Annotated in this window: 15 protein-coding genes; 7 read left to right on the top strand and 8 right to left on the bottom strand. The window is 71.1% G+C overall.

Annotated elements, in window-relative coordinates:
• Positions 1 to 248: 248 nt before the first annotated feature.
• Positions 249 to 2,033, bottom strand: coding sequence for a glyoxylate carboligase (gene gcl, locus ACFWVP_RS07440; protein ID WP_384494375.1), 1,785 nt, complete (start codon positions 2,031 to 2,033; stop codon positions 249 to 251).
• Positions 2,034 to 2,294: 261 nt separating this feature from the next.
• Between gcl and ACFWVP_RS07445 the strand changes: the two genes are divergently transcribed.
• The 3 genes from ACFWVP_RS07445 to ACFWVP_RS07455 all read left to right on the top strand — a co-directional run bounded on the left by ACFWVP_RS07445 (position 2,295) and on the right by ACFWVP_RS07455 (position 3,843).
• Positions 2,295 to 3,002, top strand: coding sequence for a hypothetical protein (locus ACFWVP_RS07445; RefSeq protein WP_384494377.1), 708 nt, complete (start codon positions 2,295 to 2,297; stop codon positions 3,000 to 3,002).
• A gap of 20 nt (positions 3,003 to 3,022) precedes the next feature.
• Positions 3,023 to 3,550: a GNAT family N-acetyltransferase gene (locus ACFWVP_RS07450; protein ID WP_384494378.1), complete on the top strand. Its 528-nt coding sequence runs from the start codon at positions 3,023 to 3,025 to the stop codon at positions 3,548 to 3,550.
• A gap of 71 nt (positions 3,551 to 3,621) precedes the next feature.
• Positions 3,622 to 3,843 carry a hypothetical protein gene (locus tag ACFWVP_RS07455; RefSeq protein WP_384494380.1) on the top strand — a complete coding sequence of 74 codons (222 nt, stop codon included), beginning with the start codon at positions 3,622 to 3,624 and terminating at the stop codon, positions 3,841 to 3,843.
• Between the two features lie 56 nt (positions 3,844 to 3,899).
• On the opposite strand, the gene ACFWVP_RS07460 is transcribed toward ACFWVP_RS07455, so the two are convergent.
• Both ACFWVP_RS07460 and ACFWVP_RS07465 read right to left on the bottom strand, forming a co-directional pair.
• The gene (locus ACFWVP_RS07460; protein WP_384494382.1) at positions 3,900 to 5,507 is read right to left on the bottom strand and encodes an AMP-binding protein; all 1,608 of its coding nucleotides are present in this window, start codon (positions 5,505 to 5,507) and stop codon (positions 3,900 to 3,902) included.
• Positions 5,504 to 7,180, bottom strand: coding sequence for an AMP-binding protein (locus tag ACFWVP_RS07465; protein ID WP_384494384.1), 1,677 nt, complete (start codon positions 7,178 to 7,180; stop codon positions 5,504 to 5,506). Before ACFWVP_RS07465 ends, ACFWVP_RS07460 begins: the two co-directional genes overlap by 4 nt.
• 106 nt (positions 7,181 to 7,286) lie before the next feature.
• On the opposite strand from ACFWVP_RS07465, the gene ACFWVP_RS07470 reads away from it, so the two are divergent.
• Positions 7,287 to 8,129: a response regulator transcription factor gene (locus ACFWVP_RS07470; RefSeq protein ID WP_384494730.1), complete on the top strand. Its 843-nt coding sequence runs from the start codon at positions 7,287 to 7,289 to the stop codon at positions 8,127 to 8,129.
• Positions 8,130 to 8,132: 3 nt separating this feature from the next.
• Here the strand turns inward: ACFWVP_RS07470 and ACFWVP_RS07475 are convergent, their stop codons facing one another.
• Positions 8,133 to 9,251 (bottom strand): winged helix DNA-binding domain-containing protein, encoded by a 1,119-nt coding sequence (locus tag ACFWVP_RS07475; protein ID WP_384494385.1) that lies wholly within the window; start codon positions 9,249 to 9,251, stop codon positions 8,133 to 8,135.
• A 105-nt stretch (positions 9,252 to 9,356) separates the two neighbouring features.
• On the opposite strand from ACFWVP_RS07475, the gene ACFWVP_RS07480 reads away from it, so the two are divergent.
• Positions 9,357 to 10,226 carry a DMT family transporter gene (locus tag ACFWVP_RS07480; protein ID WP_384494387.1) on the top strand — a complete coding sequence of 290 codons (870 nt, stop codon included), beginning with the start codon at positions 9,357 to 9,359 and terminating at the stop codon, positions 10,224 to 10,226.
• Positions 10,227 to 10,255: 29 nt separating this feature from the next.
• Here the strand turns inward: ACFWVP_RS07480 and ACFWVP_RS07485 are convergent, their stop codons facing one another.
• Both ACFWVP_RS07485 and ACFWVP_RS07490 read right to left on the bottom strand, forming a co-directional pair.
• Positions 10,256 to 11,317: a glutathione S-transferase family protein gene (locus ACFWVP_RS07485; RefSeq protein ID WP_384494389.1), complete on the bottom strand. Its 1,062-nt coding sequence runs from the start codon at positions 11,315 to 11,317 to the stop codon at positions 10,256 to 10,258.
• A complete protein-coding gene (locus tag ACFWVP_RS07490; protein ID WP_384494391.1) occupies positions 11,314 to 12,807 on the bottom strand; it encodes an MFS transporter in 1,494 nt (497 codons plus the stop codon). Before ACFWVP_RS07490 ends, ACFWVP_RS07485 begins: the two co-directional genes overlap by 4 nt.
• Before the next feature lie 90 nt (positions 12,808 to 12,897).
• Between ACFWVP_RS07490 and ACFWVP_RS07495 the strand changes: the two genes are divergently transcribed.
• Positions 12,898 to 13,347, top strand: coding sequence for a VOC family protein (locus ACFWVP_RS07495; RefSeq protein ID WP_384494393.1), 450 nt, complete (start codon positions 12,898 to 12,900; stop codon positions 13,345 to 13,347).
• A gap of 391 nt (positions 13,348 to 13,738) precedes the next feature.
• The gene (locus ACFWVP_RS07500) at positions 13,739 to 16,153 is read left to right on the top strand and encodes an endonuclease/exonuclease/phosphatase family protein (RefSeq protein WP_384494395.1); all 2,415 of its coding nucleotides are present in this window, start codon (positions 13,739 to 13,741) and stop codon (positions 16,151 to 16,153) included.
• Positions 16,154 to 16,231: 78 nt separating this feature from the next.
• On the opposite strand, the gene grpE is transcribed toward ACFWVP_RS07500, so the two are convergent.
• On the bottom strand, positions 16,232 to 16,882 hold the full coding sequence (gene grpE, locus ACFWVP_RS07505; RefSeq protein WP_384494397.1) for a nucleotide exchange factor GrpE: 651 nt from the start codon (positions 16,880 to 16,882) through the stop codon (positions 16,232 to 16,234).
• The gene (gene dnaK / locus ACFWVP_RS07510) at positions 16,879 to 18,732 is read right to left on the bottom strand and encodes a molecular chaperone DnaK (protein WP_384494399.1); all 1,854 of its coding nucleotides are present in this window, start codon (positions 18,730 to 18,732) and stop codon (positions 16,879 to 16,881) included. Before dnaK ends, grpE begins: the two co-directional genes overlap by 4 nt.
• Positions 18,733 to 18,820 lie beyond the last annotated feature (88 nt).

An 18,820-nucleotide genomic window follows, 5' to 3' on the forward strand; every position in this document is an offset into this window, starting at 1 on the left:
CGCCGCGGGGGGGGGGGGCCCCCCACCCCCGGGGGGGGGCCCCCCCGGGGGTACCCGGGGGGCCCCGCCCCCTGTTCTGCCGCCTGCTCGTCCTCGGTCGCCGGACGGGCTTGGATACGCGAGTCGGGCCAACTCGCCCCCGCCGGGCACAACCATTCCGGAGCAAGCCTTTTGTCCTCGATCGCCGGACGGGCTCAGTTATGCCAACTCGAGCCCGTCCGGCGATTGAGGACACACCCCGGGACGGGTCAGGGCGCGGTCAGGGCGCGGATCGCCGTCGGCGCGTGCCCCGGTTCCGTCGCGACGTCCTCGAACTCGTTGACCGACGCGATATCCGTCCCGCTCATCGAGATGTTCGTGACCCGCTCCAGGATCGCCTCCACCACCACCGGCACCTGGAACTCCGCCGCCAGCTTCTTCGCCTCCTCGAAGGCCGGCAGCAGCCGGTCCGGCTCGGTGACCCGGATCGCCTTGCAGCCCAGACCCTCGACGACCTTGACGTGGTCCACGCCGTAGGCACCCAGCTCCGGGGAGTTGAGGTTCTCGAACTCCAGGTTGACCTGGAAGTCGATGTCGAAGTTGCGCTGCGCCTGCCGGATGAGCCCCAGGTAGGAGTTGTTCACCAGCACGTGCACGTACGGGATGCGGTGCTGCGCGCCGACCGCCAGCTCCTCCAGCATGAACTGGAAGTCGTAGTCGCCGGAGAGCGCGACGACAAAGCCGTCCGGGTCGGCCGTGGCGACGCCCAGCGCGGCCGGGATCGTCCAGCCGAGCGGTCCGGCCTGGCCGCAGTTGATCCAGTGGCGCGGCCGGTAGACGTGCAGCATCTGCGCGCCCGCGATCTGGGAGAGGCCGATCGTCGTGACGTACCGGGTCTCGGGGCCGAACGCCCGGTTCATCTCCTCGTACACCCGCTGCGGCTTCAGCGGCACGTTGTCGAAGTGCGTGCGGCGCTGCAGCGCCGCACGGCGCTCCTGCGTGGACGCCGCCCAGGCCGACCGGTCCTTCAGCTCGCCGGCGGCCTTCAGCTCGCGCGCCACCTCGACGAGGAGTTCCAGCGCGGCTTTCGCGTCGGAGGCGATACCGAGGTCCGGCGCGAAGATCCTGCCGAGCTGGGTGGGCTCGATGTCGACGTGGACGAACGTACGCCCCCGGGTGTAGACGTCGAGCCTGCCGGTGTGGCGGTTGGCCCACCGGTTGCCGATGCCGAGGACGAAGTCGGATTCCAGGAAGTTCGCGTTGCCGTAGCGGTGCGAGGTCTGCAGGCCGACCATGCCCGCGTTCAGCTCGTGGTCGTCGGCGAGGATGCCCCAGCCCATCAGGGTCGGGACGACCGGGACGCCGGTCAGTTCGGCGAACTCCACCAGGAGTGCGCAGGCGTCGGCGTTGATGATGCCGCCGCCCGCGACGAGCAGCGGACGCTCGGAGGCGTTCAGCATCTCGACGGCGCGCTCGATCTGCTTGCGGGTGGCGGCGGGCTTGTGCACGGGCAGCGGCTCGTACAGCTCGGGGTCGAACTCGATCTCGGTGAGCTGCACATCGATCGGCAGGTCGATGAGGACCGGCCCCGGCCGTCCGGTGCGCATCAGGTGGAATGCCTGCTGGAAGACGCCCGGGACCTGCGCGGCCTCCAGGACGGTGGTCGCCGCCTTGGTCACCGGGGCGGCGATCGACGCGATGTCGACGGCCTGGAAGTCCTCCTTGTGGAGCACGGCCGTCGGCGCCTGGCCGGTGATGCAGAGGATCGGGATCGAGTCGGCGACGGCCGAGTAGAGGCCGGTGATCATGTCGGTGCCGGCCGGGCCGGACGTACCGACGCAGACGCCGATGTTCCCGGCCTTCGCCCGGGTGTAGCCCTCGGCCATGTGGGAGGCGCCCTCGACGTGGCGGGCGAGGGTGTGGTGGATCCCGCCGGAGGCCTTGAGGGCCGCGTAGAACGGGTTGATCGCCGCACCGGGCACGCCGAACGCGTTACTGACACCTTCACGCTTGAGGATCTCAACTGCCGCTCGGGCAGCGGTCATACGAGGCATTGAGTGCTCCTGCTCGGACTCGGTGGAGTCGGGCTCTGTCGCGCCACCTGAGAGCACCAATTCCGTATTGCGGAAATATTGTTCTGCTATACGGAATCAATCTAGGGCGGGCCCGTACGGTCGTCAAGGGAGCCACGGAGGCCGCGCGGCCGGAACGATCGGACGAAGTACGCCAAGTCCCTCCCCCGGGCGTCGCTCCTGGTGGACGATGGGGATACGGAACGCAGTCGTCGTGGCAGCGGCGGTGGGGAGGGGTACAACGTGGAGTCCGTACCGGTGCGCTGCCCGGTCTGCAGCCGGGACCACGCCTACGTCACGCCGGTGTATCCGTGTCCGTGCGGCTCCCCGACCGCCCCGCCGCTGATGCGCGGCGCCCCGGTCGAGCCGGTCACCCACCGCACCTGGGAGGACGACTGGGTGAGCGTGCGCTGCCACTCCTGCGGGCGCCACGACCATTGGCCGTATCCCGAGCTGTGCTGCCCCTGCGGGACCGTGCTGCGGATACCCGTGCGCCCGGTGGCCACCCGCGGCCTCTCCGCCCCGCCCGCCCCGACCCGCACACCGCTCCCGCGCACCGCCGCGCATCCGCGCCCGGCGTTCCAGCCCCTGGTGATCCGTACGGCGCGCGACGCGGTGAGCGCCGCCGCGCTCTACCTGACCTGGCTGGGTTTCCGCGACGTCGTCCAGCCCGAGATACGGCCCACCTCCCGGATAGACCTGAGGGCGGCGGGGCTCATCGCGCAGGTCGACTCGACCACCCGGGCCACCACCCTGCGCGATGTCGAGTGCCTCTGGCTCAACGCGCTCAACACATCGGTGTCCGGGGTGCTCTTCTCCCTCGCCGGCTACGCGGACGACGCCCGGGCGCGGGCGGACGGCCTCCGCATCCCGCTCTTCGTCCTGGACCTCACGGGGACGCCCCAGCCGGTGAACGGCGCGGCCGACGAATTGGTCGGCACCGGCCCCTGACCGCCCGCCATACTCGGCCCATGCGCATCCGCCCCGCCCGCCGCGCCGAACTCCCCCTGCTCCAGGACATCGAGCGCGCCGCCGGTGAGCCGTTCAGGACGCTGGGCATGGCCTCCGTCGCCGACGACGACCCGCCCCCGCTCTGCATGCTGGACAGCTACCGCCGCGACGGGCGCTGCTGGACGGCGGCGGAGGAGGGTACGGACCTCCCGGTCGGCTACCTGATCGTGGACCGTGTCGACGGCGCGGCCCACATCGAGCAGGTGTCGGTGAGTCCCGCGGCCTCTCGCCGGGGCGTGGGCCGCGCACTGATCGGCCGTGCCGCCGCCTGGGCCGAGGGGCAGGGGCTGGCGGCAGTGACACTGACCACCTTCGCCGAGGTCCCGTGGAACGCCCCCTACTACGCCCGCCTCGGTTTTCGGACACTGGCCGCGGACGAGCTCGGTGAGCAACTCCGCTCGATCACGGCACAGGAGGCGGAACACGGCCTGAACCGCTGGCCGCGCGTGTGCATGCGCGCCGAACTCCCCTTGCGCCCCGGGCCATGATTTCAGTCACCTGTGCCACGCGAGCCGCTTATGTTCGAGCTGTTGTCAGTATGGGGACGTAGAGTGAAGGCATGGTCTTAACTCCACGACTTCCCACCCGTGCCAACCCCGTTTTCCCGACGCAGCCGACGCACCAGTCCGCCGTCGAAGCCAACGAGGCGATCCGCGCCCTCGTGGACGCGCGCGCCGGCCAGGACTGGTCGTCCGTGGAGTCCGAGAAGTACGAGGTGCTGCTCATCGAGTGGGCGGCGGCGACCCGGGGCATCGGCTCCGACATCATCGAAGCCGCCTGACCCCGGGGCGCGGGGCGCCTTACGCGCACCCGGCCGCCCCGGGGCCTTCGGCGCGGCTAACCGCCGTAGCCCTCCCGCAGTTCGACCTTCCGGACCTTCCCGCTGACCGTCATCGGGAAGGCCTCCAGGATCCGCAGCCGCCGCGGGATCTTGTAGTGAGCCAGCTGCTCGCGGCAGTACGCCGTCACCTCGTCGAGCGTCGGCGGATCGGCCGGGTCCCGGGGGATCACGCAGGCCAGGATCTCCTCCCCGTACGTGTCATCGGGCACGCCGACCACCTGTACGTCGGCGATCTTGGGGTGGCCGTGGAGGAACTCCTCGATCTCCCGGGGGTACACGTTCTCGCCGCCCCGGATGATCATGTCCTTGATCCGGCCGACGATCTGGACGTAACCGTCCTCCCGCATCACCGCGAGGTCCCCGGTGTGCATCCAGCGTCCCGCGTCGACGACTTCGGCGGTCCGCTCCGGCTGGTCCCAGTAGCCGAGCATCACGCTGTATCCCCGGGTGCACAGCTCGCCGGCCTCGCCGCGCGGCAGCGTCAGTCCGGTCACCGGGTCGGTCACCTTCACCTCGATGTGCGGCAGCACCCGGCCGACGGTGCCCGTGCGGCGGTCCAGGTCGTCGTCCCGGCGGGTCTGCGTGGAGACGGGTGAGGTCTCGGTCATGCCGTAGCAGATGGACACCTCGTCCATGTGCATCTCGGCGACGACCCGCTTCATCACCTCGACCGGGCACGGTGATCCGGCCATGATCCCGGTACGCAGCGAGGAGAGGTCGTACGCGGCGAAGTCCGGGTGGTCGAGCTCCGCGATGAACATGGTGGGGACGCCGTAGAGCGAGGTGCAGCGCTCCTGCTGGACGGCCGCGAGCACCGCGGCGGGCTCGAAGGCCGGGGCGGGGATCACGATGCAGGCACCGTGCGAGGTGATGCCGAGGTTCCCCATGACCATGCCGAAACAATGGTAGAAGGGCACCGGCAGGCAGACCCTGTCCGCTTCCGTGTAGCCGACCGTCTCCCCCACGAAGTAGCCGTTGTTCAGGATGTTGTGGTGGGAGAGGGTCGCCCCCTTGGGGAAGCCGGTGGTGCCCGAGGTGTACTGGATGTTGATCGGGTCGTCGCAGGACAGCTCCGCCTCCCGCGCGGCCAGTCGCTCCGGGGACACGGACTCGGCCGCAGCCGTCAGCTCGTCCCAGGTCGGGTCGCCGATGTAGTGGACGGCGCGCAGGGCCGGGCAACCGGCGCGGACCTGGCCGACGAGCGCGCGGTAGTCGCTGGTGCGGTGCGCGAGCGAGGCGATCAGGACACGGACGCCGGCCTGCCTCAGCACGTACTCCAGCTCGTGGGCACGGTAGGCCGGGTTGATGTTGACCATGACGGCGCCGATGCGGGCCGTCGCGTACTGGACGAGCACCCACTCCGGGCAGTTGACCGCCCAGATCCCGACCCGGTCCCCCTTGGCGACACCGGACGCCATCAGCCCTCTGGCCAACTCGTCCACGTCGGCGCCGAATTCGGCGTACGTCCAGCGGCGCCCGGACGCCACGTCGACGAGGGCCTCCCGCTCGGGGAACGCGGCGAGCGCCCGGTCGAGGTTGTGCCCGATGGTGTCGCCGAGCAGTGCGGTGGTCCCGGTGCCGTGCGCGTAGGACGGCTCGCTCATCGCAGGTCCCCCTCGTCGAACTCGGTGCCCGTTCCCTCGGCGGTGCGCTCGCGCAGCTCGATCCGGCGGATCTTGCCGGAGACGGTCTTGGGCAGCTCGGCGAACTCCAGCCGGCGGATCCGCTTGTACGGGGCGAGGACCGCCCGGGAGTGCGCGAAGAGGACCTTCGCCGTGTCCGGACCGGGCTCCCAGCCCTCCGCGAGCACGACGTACGCCTTCGGGACGGACAGCCGCACCGGGTCCGGGGCGGGCACGACCGCGGCCTCGGCGACCGCCTCGTGCTCCAGCAGGGCGCTCTCCAGCTCGAACGGCGAGATCTTGTAGTCGGAGGCCTTGAACACGTCGTCGGCCCTGCCCACGTACGTGATGTAGCCGTCCTCGTCCCGGGAACCGATGTCTCCGGTGCGGTAGTAGCCGCCCGCCATCGCCTCGGCCGTGCGCTCCGGGTCGCCGTGGTAGCCCGTCATGAGGCCGACGGGAGCGGCGGACAGGTCGAGGGAGATCTCGCCCTCCTCGACGCCCGCCTCACCGGTGACCGGATCGAGGAGCTCGACCCGGAAGCCGGGGCTCGGCCGCCCCATGGAGCCCGTCTTCAGCAGCTGTCCCGGCGAGTTGGCCACCTGGACCGCGGTCTCCGTCTGGCCGAAGCCGTCCCGGATGGTGACGCCCCAGGCGCGCCGCACGCTCTCGATGACCTCCGGGTTGAGCGGTTCACCGGCTGCGACGACCTCGCGCGGCGGTGTCCTCAGCTGGGTCAGGTCCGCCTGGATGAGCATCCGCCAGGCGGTCGGCGGTGCGCAGAAGCTCGTCACGGCGGAGCGGTCCATCTCCGCCATCAGCCGGGCCGCGTCGAAGCGGGTGTAGTTGTAGATGAAGACGGTGGCCTCGGCGCTCCACGGCGCGAAGAGGTTCGACCAGGCGTGCTTGGCCCAGCCCGGCGAGGAGATGTTCAGATGGACGTCGCCGGGCTTGAGCCCGATCCAGTACATCGTGGCCAGGTGGCCGACCGGGTACGAGACATGGGTGTGCTCGACCAGCTTGGGGCTCGCCGTCGTGCCGGAGGTGAAGTACAGCATCAGCGGTTCGTCGGCGTCGGTCTCGCGGTCCGCCGTGAAGGTGTCCGGCGACGCGTCGGCCCCGCTGTAGTCGCGCCAGCCCTCGACCTCGTCGCCTACCGAGATACGGGTGTAGTCGCCGGGCACCTCGTCGAACTTCGCCGTGTCCGCCGACCGTACGAGGACGTGGCGGACCCTGCCGCGGTCCACCCGGTCGCGCAGGTCGGCCGGGCCGAGCAGCGGGGTGGCGGGGATGACGACGGCACGCAGCTTCATCGCGGCGAGGGCCGTCTCCCACAGCTCCCTCTGGTTGCCGAGCATGACCAGGACGCGGTCGCCCGCCGCGACGCCCTGGGACCGCATCCAGTTCGCCGCCCTGTTGGAGCGGGCGGCCATCCGGGCGAAGGACACCTCGGTGCGCCCGCCGTCCTCCTCCACGATGTGCAGGGCGGTGCGGTCGTTGTCCTCGGCGATGACGTCGAACCAGTCGAGCGCCCAGTTGAAGTGGTCCGGGCGCGGCCAGCTGAAGCCTTCGTAGGCCTTCGCGTAGTCCTCACGGTGCTCGAGCAGAAAGTCCCGGGCTGCCCGGAACGTCTCCGTCGCGCTGGTTGCCGGCATGTGCCCTCCTCGTTGCGGACCCGTCCTTTAACATCATGCGAACAGTGACCCAGATCTCACCACCCCCGAACGGGGGTACGGCGTGACAGGACGGAGAGTCATCGGAGTGCCGGAACAGGGCGAGGCGACCGAACTGCAGGCGGCGCTGCTGAGGCTGCGCCGTACGAGCGGGCTGCCCGTCGTCTTCGGCGGGCTCCTCTCGGACGCGCGCCACGCGCGGATCGCCGAGCTGAACGGGGCGCGGACCGGTGCGCTGCGCGGGCTCGTCGTCTCGGCGGGCAGCGGGCTCGGCGGGAAGGCGATCGCGCTGTCACGGCCGTGCGCGGTGAGCGACTACGCCTCCTCGCGCCACATCAGCCACGAGTACGACACGGCCGTCGCCGCGGAGGGCCTGCGTTCGGTCGTCGCGGTGCCCGTCGTCGTCCGCCGCACGGTGCGCGGAGTGCTGTACGGGGCGCTGCGCGAACCGCTCACGCTGGGGGACCGTACGTTCGACGCGGCGGCGTCGGCGGCACGCGACGTCGAGCAGGCACTGGCCGTCCGGGACGAGGTGCAGCATCTGCTGGCGGTCACCCGGGAGCAGGTGACCGATCCGGGGCGCCCCGGCACGTGGGAGGACGTCCGCGAGGCGCACCGCGAACTGCGGGCGCTGGCACCGAGGATCGTCGATCCGGCGCTGCGTGAGGAGCTGCTCGCGGTGTGCGGCCGGCTCGCCTCGGCAACGGGTGCGGACCGGTTCCCGGCCGCGCGGCAGGTACGGCTGGCGCCCCGCGAGGTGGATGTGGTCGCCTGCGTCGCGTCGGGGGCGACGAACGCGGTGGCGGCCGAGCGGCTGGGGCTGCGGCCCGAGACGGTGAAGGGGTATCTGCGCTCCGCGATGCGGAAGCTGGGTGCGCACACCCGGCTCGAAGCGGTGGTGGCGGCGCGACGGGCGGGACTGCTGCCGTGAGCTTCAGTCGCCGAAGTCGATGAACGGGGCGAACCGGACGTCGTGCGCGGGGGCCGCCGACATCACCGTGAGCAGTTCCACGGCCTCCTGCGTGATCTCCTCGCGCTGCGCCCCGCCGAGGCCGCCCAGGGCCTGGACGGTGATCCGCGCGTCGTCGGCCGTCTCGTCGAGGCGCCAGATCGCGGCCAGGAAGCCGTCCACGAGGACCGTTCCGTACGCTTGGTTGCCGACGCCGTTGCGCCCCTTGTACGCGGCCGGGATGACCCGTGTCCGGTCGGCGTGTCCGAGCAGCACGTTGTCGAATTCGGGCAGGAAGCGGACCGGGGCCGGGACGTCAGGGCCGGGACGCGGGGCGTCCGGCAGGTCGAAGAGTTCCACGCCGTGCTCGTCGCGGAAGGTGACCAGCCGCGGTCGCAGCCGTTCGAAGACCTCGCGCAGCCGGGTGAGCCCGGCCCACATCTGCATGTCCTTCACGGAGGCGGGTCCGAAGGCGCCGAGGTAGCGCAGGACGGTCCCGTCGGGCGCGGGGGCCGGGTGCGACACCCTGTCGAGCCAGTGCTCGACGGTGGTCAGGGCGACCTGTCCGCTGCGCCCCCACATTCCGCGCGGGGTGACCTGGACCAGCGGGAGGAGGCAGCGGGCGGCGACCGCCAGGGCCCGCGGTTCGGCGTCCGGCCAGTGCACGGTCAGTTCCTCGCGCAACTCCTTCATCGTGCGGGGCCGTTCCTCGACGAGTTCCTTGCCGAGGACGGCCAGCCGGTCCAGGTCGACGCCGGTGAGTCCGCTGCGGAACATCTTCAGCTCGCGGTCGCGCGCCGGCTGGACCAGGGGGCGCAGGGTGAGCGCGTCGTCGGCGGTGTGCGTGTGGATGGTGGAGCGCAGGGTGACGATTCTGACGACCTCGCGGGACTCCATGAGCGCGGAGAGCTCGGCGGGGTCGAAGCCCTCGATCCGGGAGTAGAGCTGGAAGTACGGCGGTCTGGTGTTCTGCGCCTGCAGTCCCACCAGCCGGGTGACGACGTCCTTGACCGGCACGGCGGTGCGCCGGAGCAGCAACTGGCGTTCCATCGTTGCCCGGTTGAGCGCGCGGGTGGAGAGTACGGGGGCATTCTTCGCGACCATGGAGCGCACGCTACGCGGAAGGGCGTGCACCGGCGCTCGAGTCCGACACTCGCAGGGGGCGGCGGCACCGCTGCCCGGGTGCCGTACGCCCGCATGATGGTGCCCGTGATCAGTGTCCTCTTCGCCGTTCTCACGGCGCTCAGCAATGGTGCAGCCTCGGTCCTCCAGCGTCGTGCGGCCCTGAACGTGCCCGCCGGCGAGGCGATGCGCCTGTCGCTGATAGGGCATCTGCTGCGGCAGAGGGTGTGGCTCTGCGGGATCGGTCTGGTGATCGTCGCGGCGGTCTGCCAGGCGGTGGCGCTGGCCACCGGGCCGATCGCCGTGGTCCAGCCGATCTTCGTGATCGAGCTGCCGGCGACCCTGCTGCTCGCCGGTGTCGTGATGCGGGCCCGGGTGCCGCGGACCGTCTGGTACGGGGTGGCCGCCGTGACGGCCGGGCTGGCCCTCGGCATGGCCGCCGCCGCACCGGTCGGCGGTCGCGACAGTGTGCCGGGCGCCGACTGGATCCCCGCCCTGGTCGTCACCGGGCTGTTCGAGGCCGCGCTGATCGTCGCGGCGCTCGGCACCGGCGGCAACGCGAGGGCCGCGCTGCTGGGCCTCGCGGCTGCCTGCGGGTACGCGCTGACGGCGGCGCTGATGAAGGACGCGATGGCGAAGCTGGACGAAGGGGGTGTGACGGCCCTGCTGTCGGCCTGGCAGCTGTACGCCACGGCGGCGGCCGGCGTGGGGGCACTGTTCCTCCTCCAGAACGCGCTGCACTCCGGCACTCTGGTGGCCGTGCAGCCGATGTTGACGCTGGGCGACGCGCTGATCAGCGTCACGTACGGCGTGACGTTGTTCGGCGAGCATCTGCGCACCGGCTGGTGGCTGCTGCCGCAGCTGGCCGGTGTGGCCCTGATCGCCGTGGGCTGTGTGGTGCTGGCCCGTTCCCCGCTGGCCACGGGGAGCCCCGCCCCCGCTCCGCGAGTGCGATGAGCGAGGGTCGGGGGCGTCCCCGGCCCGGGTCAGGGGCGTCCTCGGGGGTCAGGGGCGCTCCGGGGCCAGGGGCGCCCCCGGGCAGGTACCTCCTCGCCGGGCGGTACCGGACCGGGCGGGGTGCCGTCGCCGAACGGGCGCCCGCCCAGCTGCTCCCGGTGGTGCGGGGTCAGCCAGCCGGACAGGTCGGGGCCCAGCGGGACGATGCCGGTCGGGTTGATGCCCGTGTGCACCCGGTAGTAGTGCCGCTTGATGTGGTCGAAGTCGACCGTGTCGCCGAAACCCGGGGTCTGGAAGAGGTCGCGGACGTACGCCCACAGGACGGGGTCCTCGGACAGCTTCGAGCGGTTGCACTTGAAGTGGCCGTGGTAGACGGCGTCGAACCGCACCAGGGTGGTGAACAGCCGGATGTCCGCCTCGGTGAGGGTGTCGCCGACGAGGTAGCGCCGGTCGGCGAGCCGCTCCGAGACCTGGTCCAGGCGGCGGAAGACATCGGTGTACGCGGCCTCGTACGCGCCCTGGCCGTCGGCGAATCCGGCCCGGTAGACACCGTTGTTGACGTCGCGGTAGATGCCTTCCATCACCTCGTCGATCTCCTCCCGCAGGGGTCGGGGGTAGAGGTCGGGGGCGCCGGGGCGGTGCAGGTCCGTCCACTCGGTGGCCAGGTCCAGTGTGATCCGCTGGTAGTCGTTGGTGACGAGCCGTCCGCTCGGTACGTCGACGATCGCGGGGACGCTGACCCCGCCGGGGTAGCCGTGCTCCCGTGCGTCGTACGCCTCGCTCAGGTAGCGGATTGCGAGCACCGGGTCCCGGCCGCCCTCGTCCAGGGTGAAGCGCCAGCTGCGGTCGTCCTGGACGGGGTCGGCGACGGCCAGGGAGAGGGCGCTCTCCAGTCCGAGCAGCCGCCGTGAGACGAGTGCGCGGCTCGCCCAGGGGCAGGCCCTGCTGACGACCAGCCGGTAACGGCCGGCCTCGACGGGCCAGCCGTCACGGCCGTCGGCGGTGATGCGGTCGGCGAAGTGGCTGCGCGACCGCTTGAAGGGCTTGTGGCCGTACGAGGTGTTCCCGCCCGGCTCCGTTTCCTCGCTCATCGTGTTCCCTTCTGCGGCTCGGGTGTTGCGGCTGTCTCCTGGCGTCTTCTTTCCCGGCGGCCCGCTCCGACATCGGCGAGGGCCACGATCAGCGCGGCGAGGACGAACGCCACGGAGACGACGAGCCCCCGGTCGTACGCGTCGGCCCAGCCGTCGGGGCCCAGCTGGGCGAAGAAGACCGAGCCCACGGCGGCGATCCCGATGGACGATCCGACCCGCTGGCTGGTCTGGAGGGTGCCCCCGGCGCTGCCCGCGTTGTGCACCGGCACCTCGGAGAGGGTCATCGTCTGGTTGGGGGCGATGACGAGTCCGCTGCCGAGTCCGGCCAGCAGCAGCGGCGCCGCCATCGCCAGTCCGGCGCCGCGGCCGGGCACCAGGTGCGCGGCCAGTGCGGTGAGGCCGAGCCCGACGGCCACCATGGTCAGTCCGACGACGATCAGGGGCCGGCCGAACCGGCCGACGAGCCGGCCGCCGATCGTCGCCGCACCGCCCGCGCCGAGTGCGAACGGGGTGATCGCGAGACCGGCCTCCAGGGCGCTGTAGTGCAGGCCCGACTGGAGGTAGAGCGTGGTGATGAAGAAGATCGAGGTGAAGCCCGCGAAGTACAGCAGGATCATCAGGCAGCCGAGCCAGAAGGACCGGAGGCGGAAGAGCGCGAGGTTCAGCACGGGCTGGACGCCCTTCCTGGCGCAGCGGGACTCCCAGCCGACGAAGACGGTCAGCAGGGCCAGGGCCACGACGACGAGCAGCCATTTCCCGTTGCCCGGCCACTGCTGGGCCTGGACGAACGGCAGCAGCAGGGTCAGCACCCCGGCGCCCAGCAGCAGTACGCCGACCGGGTCCAGGTCGCGTGGCCCGACCCGGCCCGCGGACGGGGTGTCCGGGAGGAGCCGGTGGGCCAGCAGCAGGCAGACGGCCCCGATCGGGAGGTTGACGTAGAACACCCAGCGCCAGCCCTCCTGCGCGCCCGCGCCCTGGATCAGCAGGCCGCCCGCGAGCGGGCCGACGGCGGTGGAGATGCCGACGACGGTGCCGAACATGCCGAAGGCCCGGCCCCGTTCACGGCCGGAGAACATCTGCTGGATCAGTGCGGAGATCTGCGGGGAGAGCAGCCCGCCCGCCGCGCCCTGGAGCAGCCGGGCGACGACGAGCCAGAGGCTGGACTGGGCGGCCCCGCAGGCGGCGGAGGCCAGGGTGAACAGGGTGAGGCCCCACATGAACATCGTGCGCCGCCCCCGGGCGTCGCCGAGCCGTCCGCCGGGGATGAGGACGAGCCCGAACGCGAGCGCGTAGCCGGACAGCACCCACTGGAGGTCGGACTCCGGCGTGTCCAGGCCCTCCTTGATGGACGGCAGCGCCACATTGACGATGGACACGTCGAGGAGGGTCATGAAGCCCGCCACCAGGCAGACGGCGAGTGCGCGCCAGCGACGGGGGTCGGAGGGTCCGGGAGGAGAGCCAGGGTCCCGGTGCACCGCGCTCTCTGCCATGACCGGCACCCTAGGCGGCGGCCCCAGGTTCCGGCGGATCCCGGCCGTGCGGTCCGGCGTGTCCCGCCCTACCGGGGGTACTCGGAGAACATGACTGTTCTCAAAACGAGCGTTCTGGTCCTGGACTGTGCCGAACCCCTCGAGCTCGCCGGATTCTACGCGGCTCTGCTGGACGCCGAGATGCGGATCGGGGACGATCCGGACTTCGTCGAGATCGTCGGCGGCCCGGGCGTGCACCTGGCGGTCCGCCGTGACCACGGTTACGCGCCCCCGAGCTGGCCCCGCCCCGAGGACTCCCAGCAGGCGCATCTGCGCATCCTGGTGGACGAGGGCAACATGGACGAGGCCGAGCGCGAGGCGATAGGCCTCGGCGCCCGGCCGGTGGACACGAAGGACAGCAACAGCGGTCCACGTGACGTCCGCGTCTACACGGATCCGGCCGGGCACTCCTTCTCGCTGGCCGTCTACCCCTCCTTCCCCGCCGACCGCCCCGCCGAACGGCGGCGCGACGCGGGCCCGGTGAGCACGGACGCGGTATAACCGGCTCCGCGTACGGACGGGTTGGTGCCGGGCGGGACGGTCTCGCCGGTCCCGTCCAGGACGTCAAGCCCGGCCGGACGGAACACCGCCCACCACGTCCGGAACGCCGTATGTGCGGTCACACCACCGCCCGCGTGACGGACACCCTGCCTGGACGGGCCGTCGCCCGCGTGTCACCGTGCGTCGGGGGACGTCGAGGCGGTGTGGGCGGCGTAGGGCCGCACCGTGACACGACCAGGCACCACCACGGAGGTCGCACACGGTCGTCGGGCCGCCGGTAGCGGCTGCCGCGCACCCGTACGTTTCCAGGATTTAACCTCTTGATGCCTTGTCACTCGAGGTCTACGCGCATAGTTTTTGCCCCCTCACTACACACTTGGGGGCAGTTCCCGTGCAGATAGCCAGACCCGGCTCCGTCCTGCTGGCCGGCGCCGTCGCCGTAACGCTTTCGGTGACCGCGCTGCCCGCCGCCTTCGCGGCCCCGTCCTCGTCCGCCGTGATCTCCGAGGTGTACGGCGGCGGCGGCAACTCCGGTGCGACGCTCACCCGTGACTTCATCGAGCTGGCCAACGCCGGTTCGAGCCCGTTCGGCCTGTCCGGCTTCAGCGTCCAGTACCTGCCGGGCACCCCGTCGGCCGGATCGCTGTGGCAGGTCTCCGAGCTGTCCGGCGCCGTCGCGCCCGGCGGCCGCTACCTCGTCGCGCAGGCCGCGGGCACCGGCGGCACGGTGGCCCTGCCGACCGCCGACGCCACCGGCACCGTCGCGATGTCGGCGGCGAGCGGCACCGTCGCCCTCGTGTCCGGCACCACCCCGCTGACCTGCAAGACCGCCGCGGACTGTGCCGCGGACACCCGGATCGTCGACCTCGTCGGCTACGGCTCCGCCCTCGTGCGCGAGGGCGGCGGCCCGGCGACGGGTACGTCGGCCACCGCCTCCGTGGCGCGCGGCACGTCCCTCGCGGACACCGACGACAACGCCGCCGACCTGACCGCGGGCACCCCGACCCCGGTCAACGCGGCCGGCGAGACCGCCGGCGGCTCCGGCCCGGGCGAGCCCGGCGGGCCGACCGAGCCCGGGACCGTGCGGGTGCACGACATCCAGGGCACCACGCGGGTCTCCCCGCTCGTGGGCCAGTCGGTGACCGGGGTCCCGGGCATCGTCAGCGCTGTGCGCACGAGCGGTTCGCGCGGCTTCTGGATCCAGAACACGACGCCGGACGGCGACGCCCGTACGAGCGAGGGCCTGTTCGTCTACACCGGCTCCACCGCGCCGACCGTGGCCGTGGGCGACTCGGTCCTGGTCAGCGGCAAGGTGGCCGAGTACTACCCGTCCTCCACCACCCAGTCGCTCACCCAGCTCACCGCCCCGAAGTCCACCGTCCTGTCCTCGGGCAACGCCCTGCCGGCGCCCGTCGTCCTCGACGCGCAGTCGGTGCCGGAGGGCTACGTCCCGACGGCGGGCGGCGGGTCGATCGACGCGCTGGCGCTGGACCCGGCGGTGTACGCCCTGGACCTCTACGAGTCGCTCGAAGGCGCCCGTGTCCAGATCGCCGACACCCGGGTGACGGGTGCGACGACCGCGTACGACGAGATCTGGGTGACGGTCAAGCCGGACGAGAACCGCACCCGGCGCGGCGGCACCCTCTACGCGTCGTACGAGGACCAGAACACCGGCCGCGTCAAGGTGATGTCGCTGGACGCCACGCAGCCGGTCCCCGTGGCGGACGTGGGCGACGTGCTCTCCGGCCCCACGACGGGCGTGCTCGACTACGCGTCGTTCGGCGGGTACAACCTCCAGGCCACCGAGCTCGGTACCCTCACCGACAACGGGCTGCGGCGCGAGGTGACGCGGAAGCAGAAGCGCAAGGAGCTCGCGGTCGCCACGTACAACGTGGAGAACCTCGACGCGCTCGACGACCAGGCCAAGTTCGACACGCTCGCCTCCGGGGTCGCTGTCAGCCTCTCCTCCCCCGACATCGTCTCGCTGGAGGAGATCCAGGACGACAACGGCGCGACGAACGACGGGTCGGTCGGCTCCGAGGCGACGCTGCGGCGGTTCACGGACGCGATCGTCGCGGCCGGCGGCCCCCGGTACGCGTGGCGCTACGTCGCCCCCGTCGACGGCCAGGACGGCGGCGAGCCCGGCGGCAACATCCGCAACGTCTTCCTCTTCGACCCGGAGCGGGTCGACTTCGTGGACCGCGAGGGCGGCGACGCGACCACCGCGGTGCAGGCCGTGAAGACGAAGAAGGGTGTCACCCTCTCCGTCTCGCCCGGCCGGATCAACCCGGCGAGCGCCGCCTGGGAAGACAGCCGCAAGCCGCTCGTGGGCGAGTTCCGCTTCCGTGGCGAGGCCGTCTTCGTCATCGGCAACCACTTCGCGTCCAAGGGCGGCGACCAGCCGCTGCACGGCCGCTACCAGGAGCCGGTGCGCTCTTCGGAGACGAAGCGCGTGCAGCAGGCTGCGGAGGTCAACTCCTTCGTCACCTCGCTGCTGAAGGCGGACAAGTCGGCGCGGGTGGTCACCCTCGGCGACCTGAACGACTTCGCGTTCTCCCCGACGATGGACGCGCTGACCCGGGGCGGGGTCCTCAGGCCGCTCATCACGACGCTGCCCGCGAGCGAGCGGTACAGCTACGTGTACGACGGCAACTCGCAGACGCTGGACCACATCCTGACCAGCCCCGCTATCCGCCGCTTCGACTACGACGTGGTGCACATCAACGCGGAGTTCGCCGACCAGGCGAGCGACCACGACCCGCAGATCGTGCGGATCGACGTGAAGGGCTCCGGCCGCGAGCACTGACGGCCCCGGGGGGGGGGGCGGGGCGGGGGGCCCCCCCCCACGCCCCGTCGGTGTTCACCGCAGTGGTCGGACTCGACGTCAGACCTCTTCGGTGCCACCGCTCTCCTCGTCGTCTGTCTTCTCTTCCTTCGCGGTCGCGGGCGTCGCCCCCGGCTGCGGCTCCGCGACGGCCACCCGCGCGGGGCGGATGGTGCGCTCCCCGATGCGGTACCCGGGCTGCAGGATCGCCACGCAGGTCGTCTCGGTGACGTCCGGCGCGTACGAGTGCATCAGGGCCTCGTGGATCGTCGGGTCGAAGGGCTCGCCCTCCTTGCCGAACTGCTGGAGGCCCAGCTTGGCGGCCACCGTCTCCAGCGATTCGCCGACCGACTTGAAGCCGCCGACGAGCTCGTCGTGCTCCCGCGCGCGGCCGATGTCGTCGAGCACGGGCAGGAGGTCGGTCAGGAGACCCGCGACGGCGAGCTCCTTCACGGCGACCCGGTCCCGCTCCACACGACGCCGGTAGTTCTGGTATTCGGCCTGGAGCCGCTGGAGGTCTGCCGTGCGCTCGTCGAGCGCCGTACGGACCTGGTCCAGCTGAGCCGTCAGAGCCACTGTCTGCTGTACGTCCCCGGCCGGGGCCGCCGCCTCCTCCTCGGAGGGGGTGGCGGCCTTCGGCTCGACTTCGTCGGAGTTGGCGCCGGAGGGGACGTCAGGCTTCTCGTCGAAGCCCGGAGTCTCCTCGGTCACGCCGCACCGCCCTTGGTGTCCTTCTCGTCGTCGACGATCTCGGCGTCGACGACATCGTCGTCGGCTTTCGCGCCGGCGTCGCCCTGGGCGTCCGCGCCCGGCGCCGCGCCCTCGGACTGGGCGTTGGCGTACATCGCCTGGCCCAGCTTCTGGGAGACGGCCGCGACCTTCTCCGTGGCGGTACGGATCTCGGCGGTGTCCTCGCCCTTGAGCTTCTCCTTCAGCTCGGTGAGCGCGGTCTCCACCTCCGCCTTCACGTCGCCGGGGACCTTGTCCTCGTTGTCCTTGAGGAACTTCTCCGTCTGGTAGACGAGCTGCTCGCCCTGGTTGCGCGACTCGGCGGCCTCGCGGCGGCGGTGGTCCTCGTCCGCGTACTGCTCGGCCTCTTCACGCATCCGGTTGACCTCGTCCTTCGGCAGCGAGGAGCCACCGGTGACGGTCATCTTCTGCTCCTTGCCGGTGCCGAGGTCCTTGGCGGCGACGTGCATGATGCCGTTGGCGTCGATGTCGAACGCGACCTCGATCTGCGGCACGCCACGCGGGGCCGGCGGCAGGCCGGTGAGCTCGAACATCCCGAGCTTCTTGTTGTACGCCGCGATCTCGCGCTCGCCCTGGTAGACCTGGATCTGCACGGACGGCTGGTTGTCCTCGGCCGTCGTGAAGATCTCGGAACGCTTGGTCGGGATCGTCGTGTTGCGCTCGATGAGCTTGGTCATGATCCCTCCCTTGGTCTCGATACCGAGGGACAGCGGGGTCACGTCGAGGAGCAGGACGTCCTTGACCTCGCCCTTGAGGACACCGGCCTGGAGCGAGGCGCCGATGGCGACGACCTCGTCCGGGTTCACACCCTTGTTGGCGTCCTGGCCGCCCGTGAGCTCCTTGACGAGCTCGGCGACGGCCGGCATGCGGGTCGAGCCACCGACGAGAACGACGTGGTCGATCTCGGAGAGCTGGATGCCCGCGTCCTTGACGACGTTGTGGAACGGCGTCTTGCAGCGCTCCAGCAGGTCGGCGGTCAGCTGCTGGAACTGCGAGCGCGTGAGCTTCTCGTCCAGGTGCAGCGGGCCCTCGGCCGACGCCGTGATGTACGGGAGGTTGATCGTGGTCTCGGTCGAGGACGAGAGCTCGATCTTCGCCTTCTCCGCGGCCTCGCGGAGACGCTGGAGAGCCATCTTGTCCTTGGACAGGTCCACGCCGTGCCCGTTGGCGAACTGCTTCACCAGGTAGTCGACGACGCGCTGGTCCCAGTCGTCACCACCGAGGTGGTTGTCACCGTTGGTGGCCTTCACCTCGACGACGCCGTCGCCGATCTCCAGGAGGGACACGTCGAAGGTGCCGCCACCGAGGTCGAAGACGAGGATCGTCTGGTCGTCCTTGTCGAGCCCGTACGCCAGCGCGGCGGCCGTCGGCTCGTTGACGATGCGCAGGACGTTGAGGCCCGCGATCTCACCGGCCTCCTTCGTCGCCTGACGCTCGGAGTCGTTGAAGTACGCCGGGACGGTGATCACCGCGTCGGCGACCTTCTCGCCCAGGTACGCCTCGGCGTCGCGCTTCAGCTTCTGCAGGATGAAGGCGCTCATCTGCTGCGGGTTGAAGTTCTTGCCGTCGAGCTCGATCTTCCAGTCGGTGCCCATGTGGCGCTTGACCGAACGGATCGTCCTGTCGACGTTCGTCACTGCCTGGCGCTTGGCGACCTCGCCGACGAGCACCTCGCCGTTCTTGGCGAAGGCGACGACGGACGGCGTGGTCCTGGCGCCTTCGGCGTTGGTGATGACGGTGGGCTCGCCGCCTTCGAGAACGCTGACGACGGAGTTAGTCGTGCCCAGGTCGATGCCGACCGCACGTGCCATTTCGATTCCTCCAACTGACTACTTGAGTGGATCTGACTCAAGGATGCATGACACTCGTCCCGGAGTCAAAGGACTTGAGCCATATCGA

This window comes from Streptomyces sp. NPDC058637 (assembly GCF_042717325.1).
In the GTDB taxonomy this organism is placed as follows: Bacteria; Actinomycetota; Actinomycetes; order Streptomycetales; family Streptomycetaceae; genus Streptomyces.

Excerpts from the sequence above, each read along its gene's own strand:
- ACFWVP_RS07465 (WP_384494384.1), bottom strand. The coding sequence starts at position 7,180 with ATGCCGGCAACCAGCGCGACGGAGACGTTCCGGGCAGCCCGGGACTTT.
- ACFWVP_RS07475 (WP_384494385.1), bottom strand. The coding sequence starts at position 9,251 with ATGGTCGCGAAGAATGCCCCCGTACTCTCCACCCGCGCGCTCAACCGG.
- ACFWVP_RS07485 (WP_384494389.1), bottom strand. The coding sequence starts at position 11,317 with ATGAGCGAGGAAACGGAGCCGGGCGGGAACACCTCGTACGGCCACAAG.
- ACFWVP_RS07460 (WP_384494382.1), bottom strand. The coding sequence starts at position 5,507 with ATGAGCGAGCCGTCCTACGCGCACGGCACCGGGACCACCGCACTGCTC.
- ACFWVP_RS07450 (WP_384494378.1), top strand. The coding sequence starts at position 3,023 with ATGCGCATCCGCCCCGCCCGCCGCGCCGAACTCCCCCTGCTCCAGGAC.
- ACFWVP_RS07495 (WP_384494393.1), top strand. The coding sequence starts at position 12,898 with ATGACTGTTCTCAAAACGAGCGTTCTGGTCCTGGACTGTGCCGAACCC.
- ACFWVP_RS07455 (WP_384494380.1), top strand. The coding sequence starts at position 3,622 with ATGGTCTTAACTCCACGACTTCCCACCCGTGCCAACCCCGTTTTCCCG.
- dnaK (WP_384494399.1), bottom strand. The coding sequence starts at position 18,732 with ATGGCACGTGCGGTCGGCATCGACCTGGGCACGACTAACTCCGTCGTC.
- ACFWVP_RS07490 (WP_384494391.1), bottom strand. The coding sequence starts at position 12,807 with ATGGCAGAGAGCGCGGTGCACCGGGACCCTGGCTCTCCTCCCGGACCC.
- gcl (WP_384494375.1), bottom strand. The coding sequence starts at position 2,033 with ATGCCTCGTATGACCGCTGCCCGAGCGGCAGTTGAGATCCTCAAGCGT.